This window comes from Gottfriedia endophytica (assembly GCF_017814275.1).
In the GTDB taxonomy this organism is placed as follows: Bacteria; Bacillota; Bacilli; order Bacillales; family Bacillaceae_G; genus Gottfriedia; species Gottfriedia endophytica.
Genome location: NZ_JAGIYQ010000001.1, coordinates 21119 through 41208, shown reverse-complemented (window position 1 = coordinate 41208; position 20090 = coordinate 21119). Strand labels below are relative to the sequence as shown.

At 32.6% G+C, this 20090-nt stretch carries 19 protein-coding genes and 1 pseudogene; 13 read left to right on the top strand and 7 right to left on the bottom strand.

Annotated elements, in window-relative coordinates; genetic code table 11:
• The first annotated feature begins 93 nt into the window (after window positions 1–93).
• Together J5Y03_RS00215 and J5Y03_RS00210 are read left to right on the top strand one after the other, a co-directional pair.
• Window positions 94–1715, top strand: a pseudogene (locus J5Y03_RS00215) (lactate permease LctP family transporter).
• A gap of 29 nt (window positions 1716–1744) precedes the next feature.
• Entirely contained in the window at window positions 1745–2692 is a 948-nt protein-coding gene (locus J5Y03_RS00210) for an L-lactate dehydrogenase (RefSeq protein ID WP_209401129.1), read from the top strand.
• Window positions 2693–2914: 222 nt separating this feature from the next.
• Here the strand turns inward: J5Y03_RS00210 and J5Y03_RS00205 are convergent, their stop codons facing one another.
• The 4 genes from J5Y03_RS00205 to J5Y03_RS00190 all read right to left on the bottom strand — a co-directional run bounded on the left by J5Y03_RS00205 (window position 2915) and on the right by J5Y03_RS00190 (window position 7240).
• Complete coding sequence (locus J5Y03_RS00205) at window positions 2915–4156, bottom strand: polysaccharide deacetylase family protein (RefSeq protein WP_209401126.1); 1242 nt, start codon at window positions 4154–4156, stop codon at window positions 2915–2917.
• Between the two features lie 22 nt (window positions 4157–4178).
• Window positions 4179–4928 carry a coiled-coil domain-containing protein gene (locus J5Y03_RS00200; protein WP_209401122.1) on the bottom strand — a complete coding sequence of 250 codons (750 nt, stop codon included), beginning with the start codon at window positions 4926–4928 and terminating at the stop codon, window positions 4179–4181.
• Between the two features lie 815 nt (window positions 4929–5743).
• On the bottom strand, window positions 5744–6184 hold the full coding sequence (locus J5Y03_RS00195) for a DMT family transporter (RefSeq protein WP_407648385.1): 441 nt from the start codon (window positions 6182–6184) through the stop codon (window positions 5744–5746).
• A gap of 183 nt (window positions 6185–6367) precedes the next feature.
• The gene (locus J5Y03_RS00190; RefSeq protein ID WP_209401116.1) at window positions 6368–7240 is read right to left on the bottom strand and encodes an aldose 1-epimerase family protein; all 873 of its coding nucleotides are present in this window, start codon (window positions 7238–7240) and stop codon (window positions 6368–6370) included.
• 167 nt (window positions 7241–7407) lie between these two features.
• Between J5Y03_RS00190 and J5Y03_RS00185 the strand changes: the two genes are divergently transcribed.
• Window positions 7408–7923, top strand: coding sequence for a DUF3189 family protein (locus tag J5Y03_RS00185; RefSeq protein WP_209401113.1), 516 nt, complete (start codon window positions 7408–7410; stop codon window positions 7921–7923).
• Between the two features lie 70 nt (window positions 7924–7993).
• On the opposite strand, the gene J5Y03_RS00180 is transcribed toward J5Y03_RS00185, so the two are convergent.
• Together J5Y03_RS00180 and J5Y03_RS00175 are read right to left on the bottom strand one after the other, a co-directional pair.
• Window positions 7994–8140: a lmo0937 family membrane protein gene (locus tag J5Y03_RS00180; protein ID WP_322099537.1), complete on the bottom strand. Its 147-nt coding sequence runs from the start codon at window positions 8138–8140 to the stop codon at window positions 7994–7996.
• 376 nt (window positions 8141–8516) lie between these two features.
• Entirely contained in the window at window positions 8517–9782 is a 1266-nt protein-coding gene (locus J5Y03_RS00175) for an APC family permease (RefSeq protein ID WP_209401108.1), read from the bottom strand.
• A 131-nt stretch (window positions 9783–9913) separates the two neighbouring features.
• Between J5Y03_RS00175 and J5Y03_RS00170 the strand changes: the two genes are divergently transcribed.
• Together J5Y03_RS00170 and J5Y03_RS00165 are read left to right on the top strand one after the other, a co-directional pair.
• Window positions 9914–10846, top strand: a complete 933-nt coding sequence (locus tag J5Y03_RS00170) for a LysR family transcriptional regulator (RefSeq protein ID WP_209401105.1) — start codon at window positions 9914–9916, stop codon at window positions 10844–10846.
• Between the two features lie 178 nt (window positions 10847–11024).
• The gene (locus J5Y03_RS00165; RefSeq protein ID WP_209401102.1) at window positions 11025–11168 is read left to right on the top strand and encodes a hypothetical protein; all 144 of its coding nucleotides are present in this window, start codon (window positions 11025–11027) and stop codon (window positions 11166–11168) included.
• A gap of 377 nt (window positions 11169–11545) precedes the next feature.
• On the opposite strand, the gene J5Y03_RS00160 is transcribed toward J5Y03_RS00165, so the two are convergent.
• Window positions 11546–12688, bottom strand: a complete 1143-nt coding sequence (locus J5Y03_RS00160) for a metallophosphoesterase (RefSeq protein ID WP_209401100.1) — start codon at window positions 12686–12688, stop codon at window positions 11546–11548.
• Between the two features lie 336 nt (window positions 12689–13024).
• On the opposite strand from J5Y03_RS00160, the gene fabZ reads away from it, so the two are divergent.
• The 8 genes from fabZ (at window position 13025) to J5Y03_RS00120 (ending at window position 20085) form a co-directional block, all read left to right on the top strand.
• Complete coding sequence (fabZ, locus tag J5Y03_RS00155; protein ID WP_209401097.1) at window positions 13025–13450, top strand: 3-hydroxyacyl-ACP dehydratase FabZ; 426 nt, start codon at window positions 13025–13027, stop codon at window positions 13448–13450.
• Between the two features lie 152 nt (window positions 13451–13602).
• Window positions 13603–14274: a deoxyribose-phosphate aldolase gene (deoC, locus tag J5Y03_RS00150; RefSeq protein ID WP_209401094.1), complete on the top strand. Its 672-nt coding sequence runs from the start codon at window positions 13603–13605 to the stop codon at window positions 14272–14274.
• A 256-nt stretch (window positions 14275–14530) separates the two neighbouring features.
• The gene (gene rpsU / locus J5Y03_RS00145) at window positions 14531–14704 is read left to right on the top strand and encodes a 30S ribosomal protein S21 (RefSeq protein WP_003152957.1); all 174 of its coding nucleotides are present in this window, start codon (window positions 14531–14533) and stop codon (window positions 14702–14704) included.
• Window positions 14705–14718: 14 nt separating this feature from the next.
• Entirely contained in the window at window positions 14719–15168 is a 450-nt protein-coding gene (locus J5Y03_RS00140; protein WP_209401091.1) for a GatB/YqeY domain-containing protein, read from the top strand.
• A 200-nt stretch (window positions 15169–15368) separates the two neighbouring features.
• Complete coding sequence (gene yqfC / locus J5Y03_RS00135; RefSeq protein ID WP_209402160.1) at window positions 15369–15653, top strand: sporulation protein YqfC; 285 nt, start codon at window positions 15369–15371, stop codon at window positions 15651–15653.
• 49 nt (window positions 15654–15702) lie between these two features.
• A complete protein-coding gene (gene yqfD / locus J5Y03_RS00130; RefSeq protein ID WP_209401088.1) occupies window positions 15703–16890 on the top strand; it encodes a sporulation protein YqfD in 1188 nt (395 codons plus the stop codon).
• A 3-nt stretch (window positions 16891–16893) separates the two neighbouring features.
• Entirely contained in the window at window positions 16894–17856 is a 963-nt protein-coding gene (locus tag J5Y03_RS00125) for a PhoH family protein (protein ID WP_209401085.1), read from the top strand.
• Window positions 17857–17979: 123 nt separating this feature from the next.
• Window positions 17980–20085: an HD family phosphohydrolase gene (locus J5Y03_RS00120; RefSeq protein WP_209401082.1), complete on the top strand. Its 2106-nt coding sequence runs from the start codon at window positions 17980–17982 to the stop codon at window positions 20083–20085.
• Window positions 20086–20090: the final 5 nt, after the last annotated feature.

The following is a 20090-nucleotide window of genomic DNA, read 5'->3' as shown; positions in this document are numbered from 1 at the left end:
CCAATTGTGAAAAAATTTTATAATAGTTCGAAGTTACGTTTATATTAACAAATAACTAAGAAAAGAACTTATCGGAACTAGGAGTTGAACAGCATGAGTCTGTGGGAACAAGTATATTTACCGTTTAGTAACATTTGGTTGTCAGCCATTGTAGCTGCAATACCAATCATCTTTTTCCTTGTTTTGTTAGTCGTATTTAAATTAAAAGGATACGTAGCAGGGGGCTTAAGTGTTATCGTAGCTGGAATTGTTGCACTCTTCGTTTATAAAATGCCAGCTACAATGGTCGTAGCTTCAGCTGGGTATGGCGTTCTTGCCGGTTTATGGCCCGTAGTATCTATTGTACTAGCAGCCATCTTTTTATATGAAATAACTGTGCATACCGGACAGTTTACGATAATAAAAAATAGTATTTCATCTGTAACAGACGATCAGCGGATTCAAGTGTTACTTGTAGCTTTCTCTTTTGGAGCTTTTTTAGAAGGAGCTGCGGGATTCGGAGTTCCAGTAGCTATCACCGCTGCAATCCTTGTTGGTCTTGGCTTTCGCCCATTATATGCCGCAGGTCTTTGTTTGATAGCTAATATTGCAGGGGGGGGTTCGGTGCAATGGGGATCCCAGTAACAGCACCTGCAATCTTAACCAATTTAAGTCCTTTAACTGTTGGAAGAGACGCAGCTTTAGTACTACCTTTAGTAAGCCTTATTGTAGCCTTTGTACTAATCTTTATAATTGATGGAATGAAAGGAATACGTCAAACTTTTCCTGCTATATTAGTAAGTGGTGGTTCATTCGCACTTACACAATTTGTGGTATTGTATTTCTTAGGAGCCGAATTAGCAGATATTTTAGCTTCTGTTGTTAGTTTATTAGCACTTATATTATTTTTAAGAAAATGGAAACCAAAAGAAATTTATAAAATGAGTGAGGCAAAAGAAAACTCATCATCAGTAAAAGAAACTTACTCAGCTGGTAAAATTGTCTACGCTTGGACACCATTTATTTTATTAACTGCGTTCGTAACGTTATTTAATCTTTCTTTCATAAAAAACTTATTTGCGCCAGGTGGTGCACTTGAAAAACTTGTTTTTCTTATTCCGATTCCAGGACTAAATAACTTAATAATTAGACATGCACCTGTAGTACCTAAAGATGTTCCATATGCTGCAGTGTTTAAACTAGATCTATTCTCATCTACAACGACAGCTATTGTACTTGCGATTATTTTTACATTAATCATATTCCGTTGTAACTGGAAACTAATAAAAGAAACAGCAATTAAAACAGTAAAAGAATTAATTTCTCCAATCTTAACAATTTGTAGTGTGTTGGCATTTGCTTATATTTGTACTTATTCTGGCATGTCATCTACGCTTGGACTTGCATTAGCTTCTACCGGAAAGATTTTCCCTCTATTTTCACCAATTCTTGGTTGGTTAGGAGTATTTTTAACCGGTTCAGTTGTAAATAGTGGATCACTATTTGCTCCACTTCAATCTGTAACGGCAACACAAATTGGGATTGCACCAGAAGCGATGGTTGCGGTCAACGTTATGGGTGGAACAGTGGCGAAAATGATTTCTCCTCAATCAATTGCAGTAGCAGCTGCAGCTGTAGGACTTGTAGGAAAAGAAAACGAATTATTCAAATTTACAATAAAATACAGTTTAGTATTCCTTGTATTAATTGGTTTAGTAAGCTGGTTACTATTTTAATCATTAACATTAAAAGGAGATAGGTCATTATGTATAAAGAAAAAGTTAATCGTGTTGTATTAGTAGGTACAGGTGCTGTAGGTTGTAGTTTTGCGTATTCAATGATAAATCAGGGTGTTGCGGAAGAATTAGTTCTGATTGATGTGAATGAAGCAAAAGCGGAAGGGGAAGCGATGGATCTTAACCATGGTGTACCATTTGCACCTTCACCAATAAAAGTATGGAATGGTTCTTATCAAGATTGTGAAAGTGCAGACTTAATTGTCATTACTGCTGGATTAGCTCAAAAACCAGGAGAAACGAGATTAGACTTAGTAGAAAAAAACACTAAAATCTTTAAAGATATTATCAAAAACATTATGCAGAGTGGGTTTGATGGAATCTTCTTAGTAGCTACAAACCCTGTGGATATTTTAACATATGTAACTTGGAAAGAATCAGGTTTACCAAAAGAACGTGTCATCGGTTCAGGAACAGTATTAGATTCTGCTCGCTTACGTTTTAGTCTTGGTAAGTACTTTGACGTAGATCCAAGAAATGTTCATGCTGTAATTATTGGTGAACATGGAGATACAGAACTTCCAGTTTGGAGCCATGCAACAATCGGAAGTGAGCAGGTTGATACAGTTTTAGAAGGAAAAAATGATCTGAAAAAAGAATGTTTAGAAGATATTTTCGTAAATGTTCGTGACGCAGCGTATCACATCATTCAGCGTAAAGGCGCAACATATTATGGAATAGGAATGTCACTTGTGCGAATTACTAAAGCGATTCTAAATAATGAAAACAGTATCCTATCAGTATCAGCTTATCTAAACGGAGAATATGGACAAAATGATGTATATATTGGAGTACCAGCAGTAATTAATCGTTCTGGTATTCGCGAAATAATCGAAATTAAGCTAAATGAAAAGGAACAAGAACAATTTAATCATTCTGTTGACGTTTTAAAAGAAACGATGAAGCCTGTTTTATAAATGAATTTAATTAAATCCATCTATTCCTACAATAAGAAATGTGAAATCTTATGGGAATGGTGATTTAAGAGATAACCTTGTTTTCATATGGTGAACTGTAATATATGAAAACAAGGTTTAAAAAAAGATCTTATAGGATTAAGTAATAAATTAACCTATAAGATCTTTTTTTATTTGTTTGAATTGATTAATGTTTTTTACACTAGTTATTCTTACATCCATTTACTTTAAGCTGATAATTTTTAGATTTTGTTCTTGCAAATGCTCAATTATTTTAGGTAATGTATCAACTACAGCTTGAGTTTCGTGCAAAAGGATTATTGAACCGGATGCTTCTGTTTTACGAATATAATTATATATTTTATCTGGATCACGAATTTTCCAATCTTTTGGATCCCTATTCCAAAGTATCATTTTATCATGGTAATTATAGATTATTTCTTTCGTCTGTTCATTTAACGCTTCATAAGGTGGTCTAAACAGGACTACTTTTTCATGTGTAATATCTTCTATTGCTTTTGAAGATTGTGTGATTTCATTTTCCTGCTTTGCATAGGAAAGATTCGACATTTTTACATGATTCATAGAATGGCTACCAATTGAATAGTTATTTGAATGGACATATTGAACAAAGTTGGGATGTTTTTTGACATTATAGCCAATAAAGAAAAAAGTACCACCAACCTTGTATTTCTTTAATATATCAACGATTTCCACAGTATACTTTGAAGGGCCATCGTCAAATGTAAGAGACACGTAGCCTTTCGGAATGTTAAATGTTATCAGGTTATTTAGTTCTATTTCTGGAAGACTAGATTGAGTAGAATAATCATTTGCTAAATTAGTAATAGGTGTAACAATGTTTTTTTTATTTTCTAAATTGACCTTGGTAGTTTCAACTTCTGAATTTAGAGTAATTGTTTTTTTGATAGTTTTGTGTTTAACATTTAGATTTTTTGAATATCCAAACAGTATAAAAAATATAACACCAATCATTGCTACCATTATTAATTTCAATGGAAGATTGTATTTCTTAGAAACCACTAAATTATTTTGCCTATTTTTCTGTTTAATCTTTTCATCATCCATTGCTAATGGATCAATGGATATAAATTTCAGTCTGTTTAAATCGTTCAAACTTTGTGTGTTTTTAATAGATTCTAAATTATTTTTGTAATGCAACGAGCAATCAAAATAAATTCGATCACTTTTATCTAGGTAAGTCCTTGTAATAAAGCTTGTATATTGTTTATTGACTGCGTCGAATTTTGTATGTAAGGATAGCCTGTATTTATGATTTTCATCAAATTCAGTAATTGTCTTTAATTTTTCAGCGGTATCACTGTCAATTTCCCAAAATAGTTCAGCTTGTTGTTCAAAGAAAAATTTTATGTGTAAATATGATTTTTCGTTACACTTTTCAATAGCTACTAGTTCAATTACTTTTCCGTGGTAGCCTGTCATGGTTGCCTCCTACTCTAATTGATTATTCTGATTCGGATAGATTAGAAGCAGTTGTATTTGTTGAGAAAGAGAAGGACATTCTTTCAGTAAAATCATTAATGGTCTGCATTAATTTAGCTTTATCATCAACAACTTTTTGATATTGTTCTACATATTTTTGATTTTCTATTTCTAGGTTTCTGATTTTTTCTTCCAGGTCGTTTATTTTCAGCATACTTTGATATTGAGCATTTGTAGATTCTTCATTAAGTTTGTTATATTTAGCTGTTACCGTATCAAGTTGATTTGAAATCTTTTCATATTCAAGGTTTGATGTAAGTTGATATTCCTTATAGTCTTCAAGGAGCTGATCATACCTCATTTGTTTGTTTGTCAGATTAGATTCTAATTCGCGAATTTCTTTATTTTTTTCTTGTAAAAGTTGGTCTCGCTTAATCTGTTCATGTTTAAAACGATTGATCGTTTCATTTGCTAGAAATAATTGTTCCTCAAGTCCTTTATATTTATAAGAAAGTAATTGACGTTCTTTAAGTATGTTTTCAATAGAAACAATTACATCTAATGCTATTTTATCCTGGTCATCTTTTGAAAAAATGTTTTTATTTGTATTAGTATCAGGTTGTTCAAATTCTTCCATAGTATTTAATGTCTCTTCTCCATTCATTTCAGTTACTACTTCTGGTTGTTCTACATTCATTTTCTTTAATTGATTTTGATTAGACAGGACGCCCTTAAACCAACTTATTCCTTTTTTTTCTATTTCACTGGCCAAACTATCATCTCCTAATTATTAAAAGCTTAAAGATTGAAGACCTTGCAACTAGGTCAAGAAAATAGCCGCAGATTTCAACGCTAATTTTAGAAATTAAAATTTCTTGCAGAGAATCCTGTTTTCTACTCTTTGCAAGAAATTCTAATCTGCTTTATTTGTAGTTCGTATCCGTTTTGTATTAGATGTGTTCTTTTTGAATTATAAGAATTCAATGTATTTTAACAACTATTTAAAATATTAACATACATAAAGTAGTATAAAATGTTAAAAAAGTCCTGATTTCATTACATAATAATGTGAAAGGATGTGAACAGATGCTGAAGTTTAGTTGTTTAAATAAAATTGCTATTAATATTGAGTTTTAGGGAATCTAGTAACTCTGTTGTAAGGTAATTAAAAAAATATATTAAAATTTTGGGTTTGACATCTCTTATATCCATCTAATTAGAAGTGGTATATTTGTACTAGCTATATTGTTTGGGTAGTTATTTAGGATGAAAAATACATATTAGTGAAGTGGGATAAAAAGCATGGTCGCCAATTTAGAAACATTACTGCGACCGTAAATAAATTAGAATTACAGAAACTCCATAGAGTATTTCAAAGTAATTGATTTCTAAATAGGAAAGACACTCTTTAGTTCATGGGGTATTTTACATATCAAAATGTTCAATTTCTTAAGAAAAAGAGTTAGGAAAAGCGAAATGCGAACTTGAATAGGAAGAAAAGGAGATTTATGTTGAGGAGACAAGTATATAATTCATGGAGATGTATTGGCACATCTCCATGTAATTAAATGAAGTTTTTCTATATCATTATTTTTTATTAAATAAGAACAATGAAACAAAAAGTAACAGAATCGCAATGATTTTTCTACCATCAATTGGAATTTGTGTTCCACCTAAAAGGCCAAAATGGTCAATAATTGCACCAATAACAAGCTGCCCAGCGATAACAGCCACTAATGTTGGAGCAACACCAATTTTTGGTACGGTAAATACCATAATAAATACATAAACAGCGCCTAATACTCCACCTAGTAGTTGCCATTTAGGAACAGTTGTCGCAGCTGATAAATTCCCTTTTCCAAAGAATATTACGACAAGTAATAAAGTTAGTGATCCGATCAAAAATGAAATAAGTGCGCCTTCAATTGCACCAACTTTTTTACCTAGTCCTCCATTTATTTGTGCTTGAAATGCAATCGCCATTCCGCCAACTAATGCAAGTAACGAAAATAATAATTTCAAATTCATTCCCCTTTTATTTTTAGACTTTACCTCTTTAAGATTAGAAAATTCCTATATAAAAATATCATGATTAAAAGTGAAATGAAACTATTCAATCTGGAGCTAAACTAATCCATCAGAAAACAAAAAAATAGGAATGGTCATCTAAGTAGATTACCATTCCTATAATTTTATGCACAAATAATATAATTATCCAATTATAATCTTGTATTCACATGTGAAGTGTTCGCCTTCTTCAAGTGTGATAATCCCTTTTTTATCCTTTAGTTTAATTGGGCTTCCGACTTCATCGGCAACTCCTTGCCATGGTTCAATACAAACAAATGGTGCTTCATTATATGGCTTCCAAATGCCTACAAATGGGAAATTAGGAAATTCCATTTTGATAAATTTTGAATTCTTTTTAGAACGAAGGGTGATTTGATTTTCTTTTAAGTTTTCAAAAATAAGTGCATCATCTTTAAATAGTTCATTTGTTAAAGAAAGCGTTTTGGAAGGGTCGGAAATTGTTCGTTTGCCTTGCTGACGACATCCATTTTCTAAAACGTATATTTCCATTTGTTCTTCTGTTCCAAATTCTAAATAATAATCTTCAAGTGTTTCTTCATTATTGAATGGGCAATTAAAAGCTGGATGGGCACCGATTGAGAAGTGTATTTTTTTATTCCCAGTATTTTGAACAGTGTAACGAACCTGGATGGTTTGGTCGCTTATTTCATATGTAATTGTTAATTTGAAAGGGAAAGGGTATTTTTTTAATGTTTCTCTAGTTGAATGTAATTCAAAACTGATTTGATCATCTGATTTATGACTAACTGTAAAAGGTAAATCACGAGCAAAACCATGTTGCGTTAAATGGAATTCATTAGAATCGACGTAGTATGTATCTTCGACTAAGCGACCAACGATTGGAAATAAAACTGGTGCATGTCTTCCCCAAAAGGTAGGGTCTCCTTGCCATAAATACTCTGTGTTATCTGATTTTAAGGTGATGCTTGTTAGTTCAGCACCGTCTTCTTTCATTTTTATTCGTAATGTTTGATTCTCTAGCTGATGTGTCATTTTATTATCTCCTTATCTACAATTCATAACTATTTTAAGTGATTATAAAAATTTTCTCCAATAATTGTCATCTATAAACGAATGAGATGTATCAGAAACTACTGAAATGTATTAAACGAATGTAATGTGACCATAATACTTTTAGAATAAAGATAAGGGATGATTGCATGATTTATATCTATAATGATTTCGGTGGGACACATACAACAATGATGGCTGTTGCCTATCACTTAAATCAATTACCGCAGTCTGAACGGAAATTAACGACTGATGAAATACTAAATATAAAGTATTTTAATAAGCTTACAAAAGAAGATTTTGGAAAGTTGATTTTTCATGGAAAAGATGAAGATGGTCATTCAGTTTACACAATTGGACGGAGATCTCAAGACCTTGTGGTTCCAGCTTTGAGAGATTTGTTCCTATTGTTACATGATAAATATAATTTTGATGAAAGAATCGTTTTCTCAAATACATCACCAACTGTACCTTTTCCAATGACTATGGGAGGATTTTTTTCTAGAACATTAAAAATTAATTCGATAGGGGTACCCTTATTAGTAATGGGTGCAAAACAATGTTGTGATAATGTCTTTCGATTAGTAGAATATACGAAAGAAGTTGGAAAGTCTAATTTAGGGAAGAAAGTAGTTGTTTTAAACAATGAATTATTTAAATCATAGGATTTAAATAAAAGATAAAAAGCTATTTGCATTTTAGATTATTTTGCAAATAGCTTTTTTGATATGATAATCATTTTTTACGAACTAATCTAACGATTAAAACGATAATGGCGATAATTAAAATGATATTAATAAATCCACCAGCTATATGGAATATGAAACCTAAGAGCCAAATAACTAATAAAATTATAAAAATTGTCCAAAGCATTTTCATTATTCCTTTCTTAATTGAAAATCAAATTGCTTTCCTTTTATTATTTTCCTTATCGTTTTTTTAATACATGATTAAAGAAATCTTTGAAAAGGCTGTTTTTGTATACATTGTTGATGATTTCATGTGTATTGATTTCCACTCCAGAATGCTCGCTTTTCGTGGGGAGTGAGCTGAGCCTCCTCATGGTATACGCTCCTGTGGGGTCTCAGCCTTCCCGCATTTCCCACAGGAGACTGTCATCCTTCCGTTCCAATCAACTTCTGTCTTTAAAGTTACAAAACCTTATAACAACAATCTTAAAAAGAGTCTTTAAAAAAAGAAAACTTCTCAAATAGGACAAATTTTTGAGAAGTTACTTTAAATTTTACTGATTCATTTTTTAATTTTCAACTTGTTTCAATAATGTTTTTTCACGATTGTTCTCCCTTTTTTGAATCCATATAAAATAAACTGAAACAAGTGCGATTCCTACCAAAATAATTGGTGAAGAGAATAACAATATGATAAGAAAACAAATTGAAAGTACAGCGGCGCCTATTTTTAAGAACCATGATTCGAACAAACGCATGCAAGCTAATACACCAAGTAAAGCATTACAGAGGAAAAAGGCATTCGCAATAGCAACAAGCTGTCGAATGTTTACGATGTTTAATAAATAAAGTGAAAACACACTTAAATGAATACAAAGCATCAATATAAGAGCTCTAGATGGAACATTATTTTTATTTTTAAATGCGAGCCATGATGGTAGTAGTCCGTTTTTGGCTTGATCATGAATAAGTCTCGTAACCGCACCGAGAACAAGTAAAATTGTACTGATGCAAAGCGCAATTGTAATTGTTGAAATGAGTGGAGTTGCCCACGAACCAAATAAACTCTCCAGTAAAGGTGCTAATGATTGATCTGTATTTCCGGTGTTACCAGAATGGACCCATTGGAAAGCAAGAGCGACAGTTAAGCTCACTATGGCAATAATTGAAAAGCTTAAAGCAACAGCTTTAGGAATAGTCCGTTCAGGAGTTCTAACTTCCATAGAGTAACTACCAATAACCTCCCAACCAATTAATGCCCAAAATAAAAGGAGTAGGCTGTGACCAAAATCAGTAACCGTAATTGATTTATTTAAGTTGAAATTTCCATCTACTGTAAAAAGTGTATGCATGCTGCTAACGAGTAAGGTCACTACGATAAAGCTTGACATAAAAAATGCGATTTTGCCTACAGATGTGATGTTACGGGTTAATATAATATAGATCACGAACAAAATACAAAGTGTAAGCCACTTCTCTGGAACAATTGTTTGAGAAGTTAACAATTGTAGATAGTGAGCTGCAGTTCCAAGTACTGCAATTGGTCCGAAACAAACCGCTAGCAGAAAGAAAGTTGCAGATAAGTTTTTGATATTTGTTCCAAATGCACGTTCTACTGCAAGAGGAACACCAGAATCGCCTGGAATCATTAAGCTTAATTTTCCGAACAAATAAGCAAATAACATACTTAAACCTAACATAATAATCCATGCAAAGATTGCGTAGTTTCCAGCTGTTTCATAAACTGCTGGTGGTAAAATAATAATGCCTGATCCAAGAATTGGCCCTATCATTAATCCACTTAATAGTAAAAATCCCATTTTTTTATTTTTCAAAAAAATCACCTCGAATGTTATTGAAACTAATAGTAATCTCGTATACTTTAATTATATGGAATGTCATTTAATCGGTAAAATGAATAGTTATGATATATAGTATCGGAAAAATCGATAATAGGAGATTGGTTATGGAAATTAGACATTTAATTACACTTAAGGCAATTGTGGATAAGGGAGGATTTGCAAAAGCGGCGACCCATTTAGGATATGCACAATCAACCGTTACATCTCATATTCAATCGCTCGAACAAGAATTAGGTGTACCTTTGTTTGATCGAATTGGTAAGAAGGTGCAACTTACTGAAGTTGGTGAAAAATTTTTAGCACATGCAGTTGATATGATGCAACTCTATACGAAAGCAAAGGATGTTTTTAAAATGGAGAAAGAAGAAACAGGTACACTACGTATCGGTGCACCTGAGTCTTTGACAATTTATCGTCTACCCTTTATTATTCAGTCTTTTCGTAAACGATATCCAAAAATAAATATCATTATGAAATCAGGAACATGTTGGGAGTTAAAGGAAGAGTTACGAAGGGGTGAACTTGATATAGCATTCTTTTTGCAAGCTCCACTAACGGATCAAGAATTATATACAGAAACACTTGTAGAAGAGCCTCTTGTCATCATTGTACCGCCTGACTCAGATAAAAATAGAATGTTACCTACTTTTCAATTAGGTGAAAACGAAAATATTTTGCTCACTGAGCAAGGGAGCTATCGTGATTATTTTGAAGCATTTTTGAGAAGCAAAGGAATTGCAACGGAAAACGCTATGGAGTTTTGGAGTGTTGAAGCAATCAAGCAATGTGTAATGTGTGGGCTTGGGATTTCAATGCTTCCATTGGTAACGGTAAGAAAAGAAATTGAAAAACAACAAATGGATTATATAAAGTGGGATTCTAGCTTAGGAAGTGTATCGACCATCATGTCTTGGCATAAGGATAAATGGCTTTCACATGCTGCAAAAGGGTTTATGGAAATGGTAAAAGAATATGCTGAGGGATGGGAGATAAAAGATTTCGAAAGCGGAGTGTTTTATAGGGGGATAATAAATTGAGACTTATGGATTACAAAAAACAGTTGTAATAGTAATCAAGTTTTAAAAAGCTTTCAAAATTCAAATTTAGCATTCATGAAAAATCAATCAACTTAAATGAGAAAATAGAAATAGGCACAACAAAGCATAGGGGTGGCAAAAGCTCACTTCCACATTAAAGTGGAAGGAGGTGATGCCAATGACATCTTACGAGGCGATTTCACTTGTAATAGCAGGGATGATGTTTGTAGTTACATTAACTGCAACAATTATCGCATTAGTAATTGCTATAACAAAAAAAATAGCCCCTACTGCTCCAACGGTTCGGGCTATTTCTCACTAGTGAGCGAATGCCATGACCGGCATTGTTGTTGCTCGGCCAAGTGTTGGTAGCACTTGATCTTTTTTAATATATGTTGCTTGGTATTAGTATATCACAGGGAAATCGTAAATAATCAGATATTATCATGGACAATTTTTTAAAGATTATCTTTAATTTATGAAAAGGAATAGCTGTTAATTTAACATTATAGGAATCAGTCTTCAAAATTCAAAAAAAGAGGTTCTAACCGATAAAATAGCGAAACTGGCTGATAAAAAAGGTGAAGCGGCCGAATTAAAAGGAAAAATACCCGAATTAATAGAAGCTCGAAAAATTAATAAATAAATAAAGTATTCATTATAACAAACGGTTATTCCGTTGCTATAATGAATACTTTTTTAGTCAAACTTCACGTTAATCGTAACAATTTCTGAGTTATTCCCACTTCGAATTGGTGGACCCCACGTACCGAATCCAGAAGATACAATGAAGTGACTATTCTCTTTCTTTAAATAGCCCCAATCTAGCTCGAAAATTTTTCTTGTTATGAAGTGATTTGGCATGAATTGTCCTCTGTGCGTATGGCCAGATACTTGTAAATCGATGCCTAGATTTGTAGGAACCTCTAATTTTAAAGGCTGATGATCTAAAAGGATGAGTGGTTTAGTTAGATCAATTTCTTCAAGTATTTGTTCTACTTCTAAACGATGTTTACTTGCTAAATCTTTTCGACCAATTATATAGAAACTTTCATCCACTAACTGAAATTCATCTAATAAAAAGTTAACATTTGCTTCTTTTAAGTGATCAGCAAGATGATGAAGATGACCACCATAATAATCGTGGTTACCGGGCACAGCAAATGTACCTAGTTTTGGTCTAAGCTTCTTTAATGTTTCAGTCATTTTTTCTTCAACAAATGGTGTAATGTCTTCATCAATAATATCACCAGCAATTAAAACTAAATCGGGTGACAAACCATTCACTTCGTTTACTAGCCAATCTAAACGATTGTTTGTAACGAGTGTACTTAAATGTAGATCAGAAATTAAAACAATAAAAAGTTCTTCGTATTTCTCGTTCTTTTTATGAATTGTTATATCATAGTGTGAAATCTTCGTGTTTAAAGCATTCCAGCGACTTTTACTAATAACAATAACGATAAGTAAAACGACAAATGTACCTAGGGTTATTGTAATCCCACGTTCTGAAAAGTTTGTTACTCTTTTTAAAATAGAAGCAACGATATCTGCAGCTAAGACCAAAAGTAATGCATAATAAAAAACTGCTATCCAGTAGGCACCTATTTTATGTAAGAAACGAAATGCATTTCTAGATAAAGCATTTTTAAAGACTCTCGAAAGAATATACGAAAAAGTGAAGAACCAGAATGCTACCCAATAAATTGGTTTTAAAAAAGAGGGTGGATTATAACTAAAAATACTATCGATATATTTCCAACCTTGAATACCAAGAAATAAATTAATACCGATAAAAATAACGGTAAAGATTGTAAGTGGTAATATCACTTTTTTCCTCATTAAAATCCCTCTCCATCAACAAATACATTACGTATTTTGGAATATTCTTCATTATATCAACTGAAGTGTAGTGTAGTAAATTTTAAAGAATTTTATCTTACTAATAAAATACTCTTTTCTAAAAGATTGTTGATTTTTACAATACATTTTTATATGAAACTGTTGATTAAGAAGTTGATTGGAGCGGAATTCAACTTACCGCATACTTAAATAACAACAAAGTTTTACATATACAGCCTTATGAAAAATTAGATTACTTTTTTAGTACCAACTCATAACAACTAGTGTTAAAATACTTGTAAGAACATTAAAAAAATAGAGAAGTGGGGTGTGAAAATGTTGGATATACAACAAATAAAAAATGTGATTAAACATCGATATCCTTTTCTTTTAGTGGACCGGATTGTTGAAATGGTAGAAGGAAAAAGTGCAGTTGGGATAAAAAACGTTACAGCAAATGAAGAGTTTTTTAACGGTCATTTTCCCGATTTTCCAGTTATGCCAGGTGTGTTGATTATTGAAGCGTTAGCCCAAGTAGCTGGTATGGTCATGTTATCAAAAACAGAAAATCAAGGTCGCTTAGGATTTTTAGTAGGTATTGATAACTGTCGATTTAGACGCCAAGTAGCCCCAGGAGACCAACTTCGACTAGAAGTTGAAATCACACGTTTAAAAGGCTCAATTGGAAAAGGGAAAGGGATAGCTACAGTTGAAGGAGAAGTAGTATGTGAGACTGAATTGCTATTTGCATTTGAAAATTGATCTACCATTAATTTCTTAAATAAAAAATGTTGTAATAATCTTCCACAAAACATCAAACAATACATAACGGTACTATATCAATTGAAGAGATTGCACGAGATAAAGAATTGTCTCTAGTTAGGAAAACTTATTTATGAAAAGGGGTATTAAATATGACGAAAAATTACGCAAAGCTGATTGATCATACAGTTTTAAAACCGGAAACTACAAAAGAACAAATTGAGAAACTTTGTGCTGAAGCAAAGGAATTTAAATTTGCCTCTGTTTGTGTAAATCCTACTTGGGTTAAATTATGTGCAAGTTTATTAAAAGGTACAGAAGTAAAGGTTTGTACTGTAATTGGTTTCCCATTAGGAGCTAATACGAAAGAAGTTAAAGCATTTGAAACAACAAATGCAATTGAAAATGGTGCTGGGGAAATTGACATGGTCATCAATATTGGTGCTTTAAAGGATCAAGATTTTGAAACAGTTGAGCAAGATATTGCAGCAGTTGTACAAGCAGCGAAAGATAAAGCTCTTGTAAAAGTTATTATTGAAACAAGTTTATTAACAAATGACGAAAAAGTTGTTGCTTGTCAGTTATCTGTAAAAGCTGGAGCGGATTTTGTTAAAACGTCAACTGGTTTTTCAACTGGTGGTGCAACTGTTGAAGATGTTGCATTAATGCGTAAAACAGTTGGTCCTGGCATTGGAGTGAAGGCTTCAGGGGGAGTACGTGATTTGGCAGGTTTGGAAAAAATGGTAGAAGCTGGAGCAACTCGTATCGGAACAAGTAACGGAATGACAATTGTTCAAGGAAATGTTGCAAAGGAAGGCTATTAATAATAGGGAAATACGCTATGTTTAAGATGAATAATCTATTCTTAAAAGAATAAACTAAGTAGGTGGTTAGTGATAAAAATACTTTCCACCTATTTTTGCTCTCTCAAAAAACCACTCTGTTAAGGTCTTACCTTGACAATTACTTGTTGCCAATTATTAGCTTATGTATTATAATCGTAAAAGACATGTTGAAAAGTGATTTCTTTTTACATGCTTTATTGATTGCAAGTGGTAGCTTGGAGGGAGGGAAAGTAAGATGTCTAAAACAGTCGTTCGTAAAAACGAATCTTTAGAAGATGCTCTTCGTCGTTTTAAACGTTCAGTTTCTAAAACTGGTACGCTTCAAGAAGCAAGAAAACGCGAATTTTATGAAAAGCCAAGTGTAAAACGTAAGAAAAAATCAGAGGCAGCTAGAAAACGTAAATTCTAAGAGAGGGTGTTACTATGAGTCTTCTCGAACGTTTGAATCAGGATATGAAACAAGCGATGAAGGAAAAAAATAAAGATAAGTTAACTGTTATTCGAATGGTAAAAGCTTCATTGCAAAATGAAGTGATTAACTTGGGTAATAATGTTACCTTGTCAGCTGATCAAGAGTTAACAATTTTAACTCGTGAAGTTAAACAACGTAAAGACTCCCTCCTGGAATTCGAAAAAGCTGGTCGTCAAGACCTTGTGGATAAAATAAAGCAAGAATTACTTATATTAGAAGAATACTTGCCTCAACAATTATCTGAAGACGAACTACTTGAAATTGTCAAAGTGACAATTTCTGAAGTTGGCGCTACAACGAAAGCTGACATGGGTAAAGTAATGAGCGCAGTAATGCCTAAAGTAAAAGGACAAGCTGATGGCTCTTCCGTGAAAAATGCTGTAGCTAGTCTACTAAAATAAACGCCTAATTTTAGGCGTTTATTTTTTTTTTTTTTTTATATTGAAGTCCTTTCTTTTTCTCCAACAATACCCCGGATCCTAATTTTCCTAAAGATTCTTTCACCTTTTCCATATCTCCTTTCCTTTTGCTCCTTTCCTCTGAATTCCTTATCATACCTTTCCATTTTCAATCATACATATGAGATGAAAGGGGTGAGTCGATCTTGAAAAAATTGGGCCAAAACATAAAAAATTGGGTGTCTAATAAGATGGACTTACCACCGGATGTACTTCTAGAATTACCAAGAATTACAATGATCGGTCAGTTACATATTTACATAGAGAACCATAGAGGATTACTTGTCTATTCTGACAAGGAACTTCGGTTGCTATTGAAAAACGGTCAATTATTAATAAAGGGGAAGGATTTTGTCTTAAAAACAATGCTTCCTGAAGAGATTTTGTTAGAAGGAGTTATTGAACACGTTTACTTTGTAAATGAATAGACACCCGAGTGATGACACCATGGACATTTATGAGACATGGGGGAGTAAAATGAGAAATAATTGGACATCCAAGATAACCGGTATTGTACAAGTAAAAGTTACAGGGATTGGACCTGAAAGATATTTAAATGATTGCATGAGGAAAGGTATACCTTTAAAAGATATTAAAAAGGTTGGAGAACAATGTATTCTGTTTAAAATCGAATTAACAGATTTAAAAAGATTGAGAAAAATACCAAGGAAAAAAATATATAAGGTAGAGTTTCTTAGTAGAAAAGGATTCCCTTTTCAATTAAAAAGAGCCATTAAACATATTGGATTTGTAACGGGGATTCTTACCTTTGTTAGTCTCTTATTTATATTGTCAAATATGGTTTGGAAAATTGAAATAGTCGGTGCTTCGCCGAGTGTTGAGTATAAGGTAATGAAAGAATTAAATAGTATGGGGATTAAAAGAGGGGTTACTCAGTATTCCATCCCAAAACTACAAGAGATACAAAAAAAATTGCAAGATAAAATTCCTTCTATTACTTGGGTTGGCGTAAAATTATATGGGACGACCTTCCATTTTCAAGTTGTAGAAAAGAAATTACCAAAACCTGATCCGATTTTAAAACCTCAACACATTGTTGCGAAGGAAAAAGCGATTGTAACAGGGATGTATGTCGAAAAAGGAAAGCCTTTAGTAACGATCAATGATTTTGTTCATAAAGGACAAATTTTAGTATCAGGCTTACTTGGTACGGAAGAAAATCCGATACCGGTTCCTGCTGTTGGTGAAATAATGGGAGAAGTATGGAGAGAAGAGTACGTTACTGTACCAATTCATACGAATTTTCAATTATTATCTGGTAAATCAAAACGAAATTATTTTATACGAATCGGTAAAATGAAAATAAAATACTGGGGATTTGATAAAAATACTTTTAAACGGTATAAAGATGAAAAGCAAGAGTATCAAATAAAATTTTTAAAATGGAAATTACCAATATATCTAGCAAAAAATACGCAATTTGAAAGCAAAGAAGTAACAAGAACTTATACAAAAGAAGACGCAAAAGAGGTTGCATTAAAAATTGGTAGGAAAGATGTCATGAAAGATTTAGATAAAGATGCGAAAATTTTAAGTGAAAAAGTTTTGCACGAGTCAATTGACAATGGTAAAGTTAATATAAGAATATTTTATAAAATAAATGAAGTAATATCAAAACCACAAACTATTGTTCAAGGGGACTGAGTAATGCCAGAACAACTTACAACGATTAATCAACAATTAGATGATCCAAATGAAGCAATTGCCTTATTTGGTACGAATGATACGCATATAAATATTATTGAGCAAATGCTAAAGGTTAAAATCGTTTCAAGAGGAGAATCTTTACAAGTCTCAGGTGATCAAGAAGCAGTTCAATTAGTTGAAAAAATTATACAAGCTCTGTTAATCGTTATTCGAAACGGAGTATCTATTACGTCAAGAGATGTTACATACGCAATTCAAATGGGGAAGGAAGGGCGTCTCGCTTCTTTTAGTAAGCTATATGAAGAAGAGATTATCAAAAACTCCAAAGGTAAGATTATTCGTGTTAAAACATTCGGTCAACGTCGTTATTTACGAGCAATTCAAACGAATGACCTTGTGTTTGGGATAGGTCCCGCAGGTACTGGTAAAACCTATTTAGCAGTGGTCATGGCAGTACAGGCATTGAAAAATGGTACAGTCAAAAGAATTATTTTAACACGCCCTGCGGTAGAAGCTGGTGAAAGCTTAGGGTTTTTGCCAGGCGATTTAAAAGAAAAGGTTGACCCGTATTTACGTCCATTATATGACGCCTTACATGATGTTTTAGGGCAAGAACATACTGTCAGATTGATTGAAAGAGGGACAATTGAAATAGCGCCTCTTGCCTATATGAGAGGAAGAACGCTAGAAGATGCATTTGTTATTTTAGATGAAGCACAAAATACAACTTCGGCTCAAATGAAAATGTTTTTAACTCGTTTAGGGTTCGGTTCGAAAATGGTTATTACTGGAGATCCATCACAAATCGATTTACCAAAAGGTATAAAATCAGGTTTAATTACAGCTCAGCATACATTGCAAAACGTAGATGGAATCGCCATGACAATTCTAGAACAAACAGATGTCGTACGTCACCCACTTGTACAAAAAATTATTCGAGCATACGATCATATAAACGAGTGATTTAAAATGGCCCTAATCTGTTTTGTAGGGTCATTTCGTGTTTAATTACAAAAACTACGGAAAGTACTACTAATAATAAACTTTTTTACATTGTTGTTATTTTTAGTGTAAGAGGGGGAAGAAATGGATCGTCTTAAGAATTTACTTCAAGATAATAAGAAACAATCAGTTATCATTTCTTTTTTAATCATTTTGTTCAGTGTGTTAACCTACTTCCTGTTACTCAATAATGTGAAACCAGTACAATATGATTTAGAACTATTATCCATCTCAAACAAAACGATCTACTCACCTATTACAATAGAAGATAAAGCTGCAACAGCGAAAAAGAGACAAGAAGCATCTGATCGAGTAAAAGATCAATATGTCTATCGAGAGGATTATAATCAAAATCGAATTGACATTGTAAATTCAATATTTGATGTAGTTGTAGAAGTACAACAAAATACAGGAACAAAGAGTAAAAATAAGGGACAAGCCTTAATAGATGAGGAAGTAAAAAATGTAAAAGGTAAACTTCCTAATGATATAATAGATAATTTTGATGATAATGTATTTGCTGCATTATTGAAAGCTTCTCCGCAGGAATTAAATATTGCCAGAGCATCATTAACAACTTCGATTAATCGTGTGATGTCAGACCAAATTCGGACGGATCAAGTTAAACAAGCAAAAAAAGAACTTTCAAATGAATTATCATACGTTAGTTTAAATTCTACTTTGAAGAAAGCGATGATTACAATTGGGCAATTTGCGATTGTGCCAAATTATTTTTATGATGCGGAAGCAACAAAAGAACGTAAAAGAATAGAAAGTGAACAAGTGAATCCTGTTTATATTCTCCAAGGGCAAGTACTGGTAAAAGAAGGAGAAACCATTACGAAAGAAAAGTATGATCAATTACAATTAGTTGGATTGTTAAATAAAAACCAAACTTATCAACCATACATAGGATTACTATTACTAATCGGTTTGTTTGCTTACTTTATTTATAAGCAATTACATATGTTAGAAAAAAAAGAATTACTCTATAGTGTTGCTTATTTTTCTATTCTTATTTTTACTTTGCTTATAATCAAAGGGATAAGTTTATTTCAAAGTGTTCAATTTACTGGACTAGAATATATTACACCGGTGGCGATTGGTACACTTTTGATAAAATTTTTATTTGGTAATCGATACATTATTGTGTCATCACTTATTTTTTCAATATGTGGCAGTATCATGTTTAATCAAGGTGTAAATGGAACACTAAATTACGATGTAGGTGTTTATATACTGATGAGTGCGGTCGCTGTATTATTCTCGAATAAGGAACGAGATAAACGTTCAATGGTTATGCATTCTGGGATGTTAATTTCCTTAGTGAATGTTGCGACAATCTTAATCTTATTACTTCTTCGTAATGGTCAATATTCATCGGTAGAAATCGGTATAAATTTACTAATGGGTTTAGGGTCTGGTATCCTTTCAAGTATCATCACGATGGGAGTTTTACCATTTATTGAAGATTCATTTGGAATGGTCTCACCATTTAAACTAATGGAACTAGGAAGTCCTAATCACCCATTATTAAGAAAAATATTATTAGAAACTCCAGGTACATATCATCATAGTATAATGGTTGCCAATTTAGCTGAAGCAGCTTGTGAAGCGGTGGGTGCCAATGGCTTAATTGCAAGGGTTGGATCATATTATCATGATATTGGAAAAACAGTAAATCCAGGATATTTTATTGAGAATCAAATGAATGGTAGAAACCCGCATGACTTTATAACGCCTGAAAAAAGCAGAGATATTATATTTGCACATGTTAGCGAAGGGGTTAAGATTCTTCAAAAATATAAAATGCCAAATGATATCATTGATATTGCTGCAGAACATCATGGGACTACATTATTAAAGTATTTTTATTATAAAGAAAAAGAAAAAAATCCGACTGTATCAGAAAAAGAGTTTCGATATTCTGGGCCAAAAGCTCATTCGAAGGAAACTGCGATTGTAGGGGTTGCTGATAGTGTTGAGGCAGCTGTAAGGTCTTTAAAACAACCAGATATGGAAAAAATTGAAGAACTAGTCTCAGCTATTATTAATGATCGATTACAGGATGGACAATTTGCATTATGTGACTTAACCTTTAAAGAATTAAGTTTAATTGAACAATCTTTATGTGAAACATTAAAGGGAACATTTCATTCAAGAATACAATATCCAAACCAAGAAAAGTAAGGTGA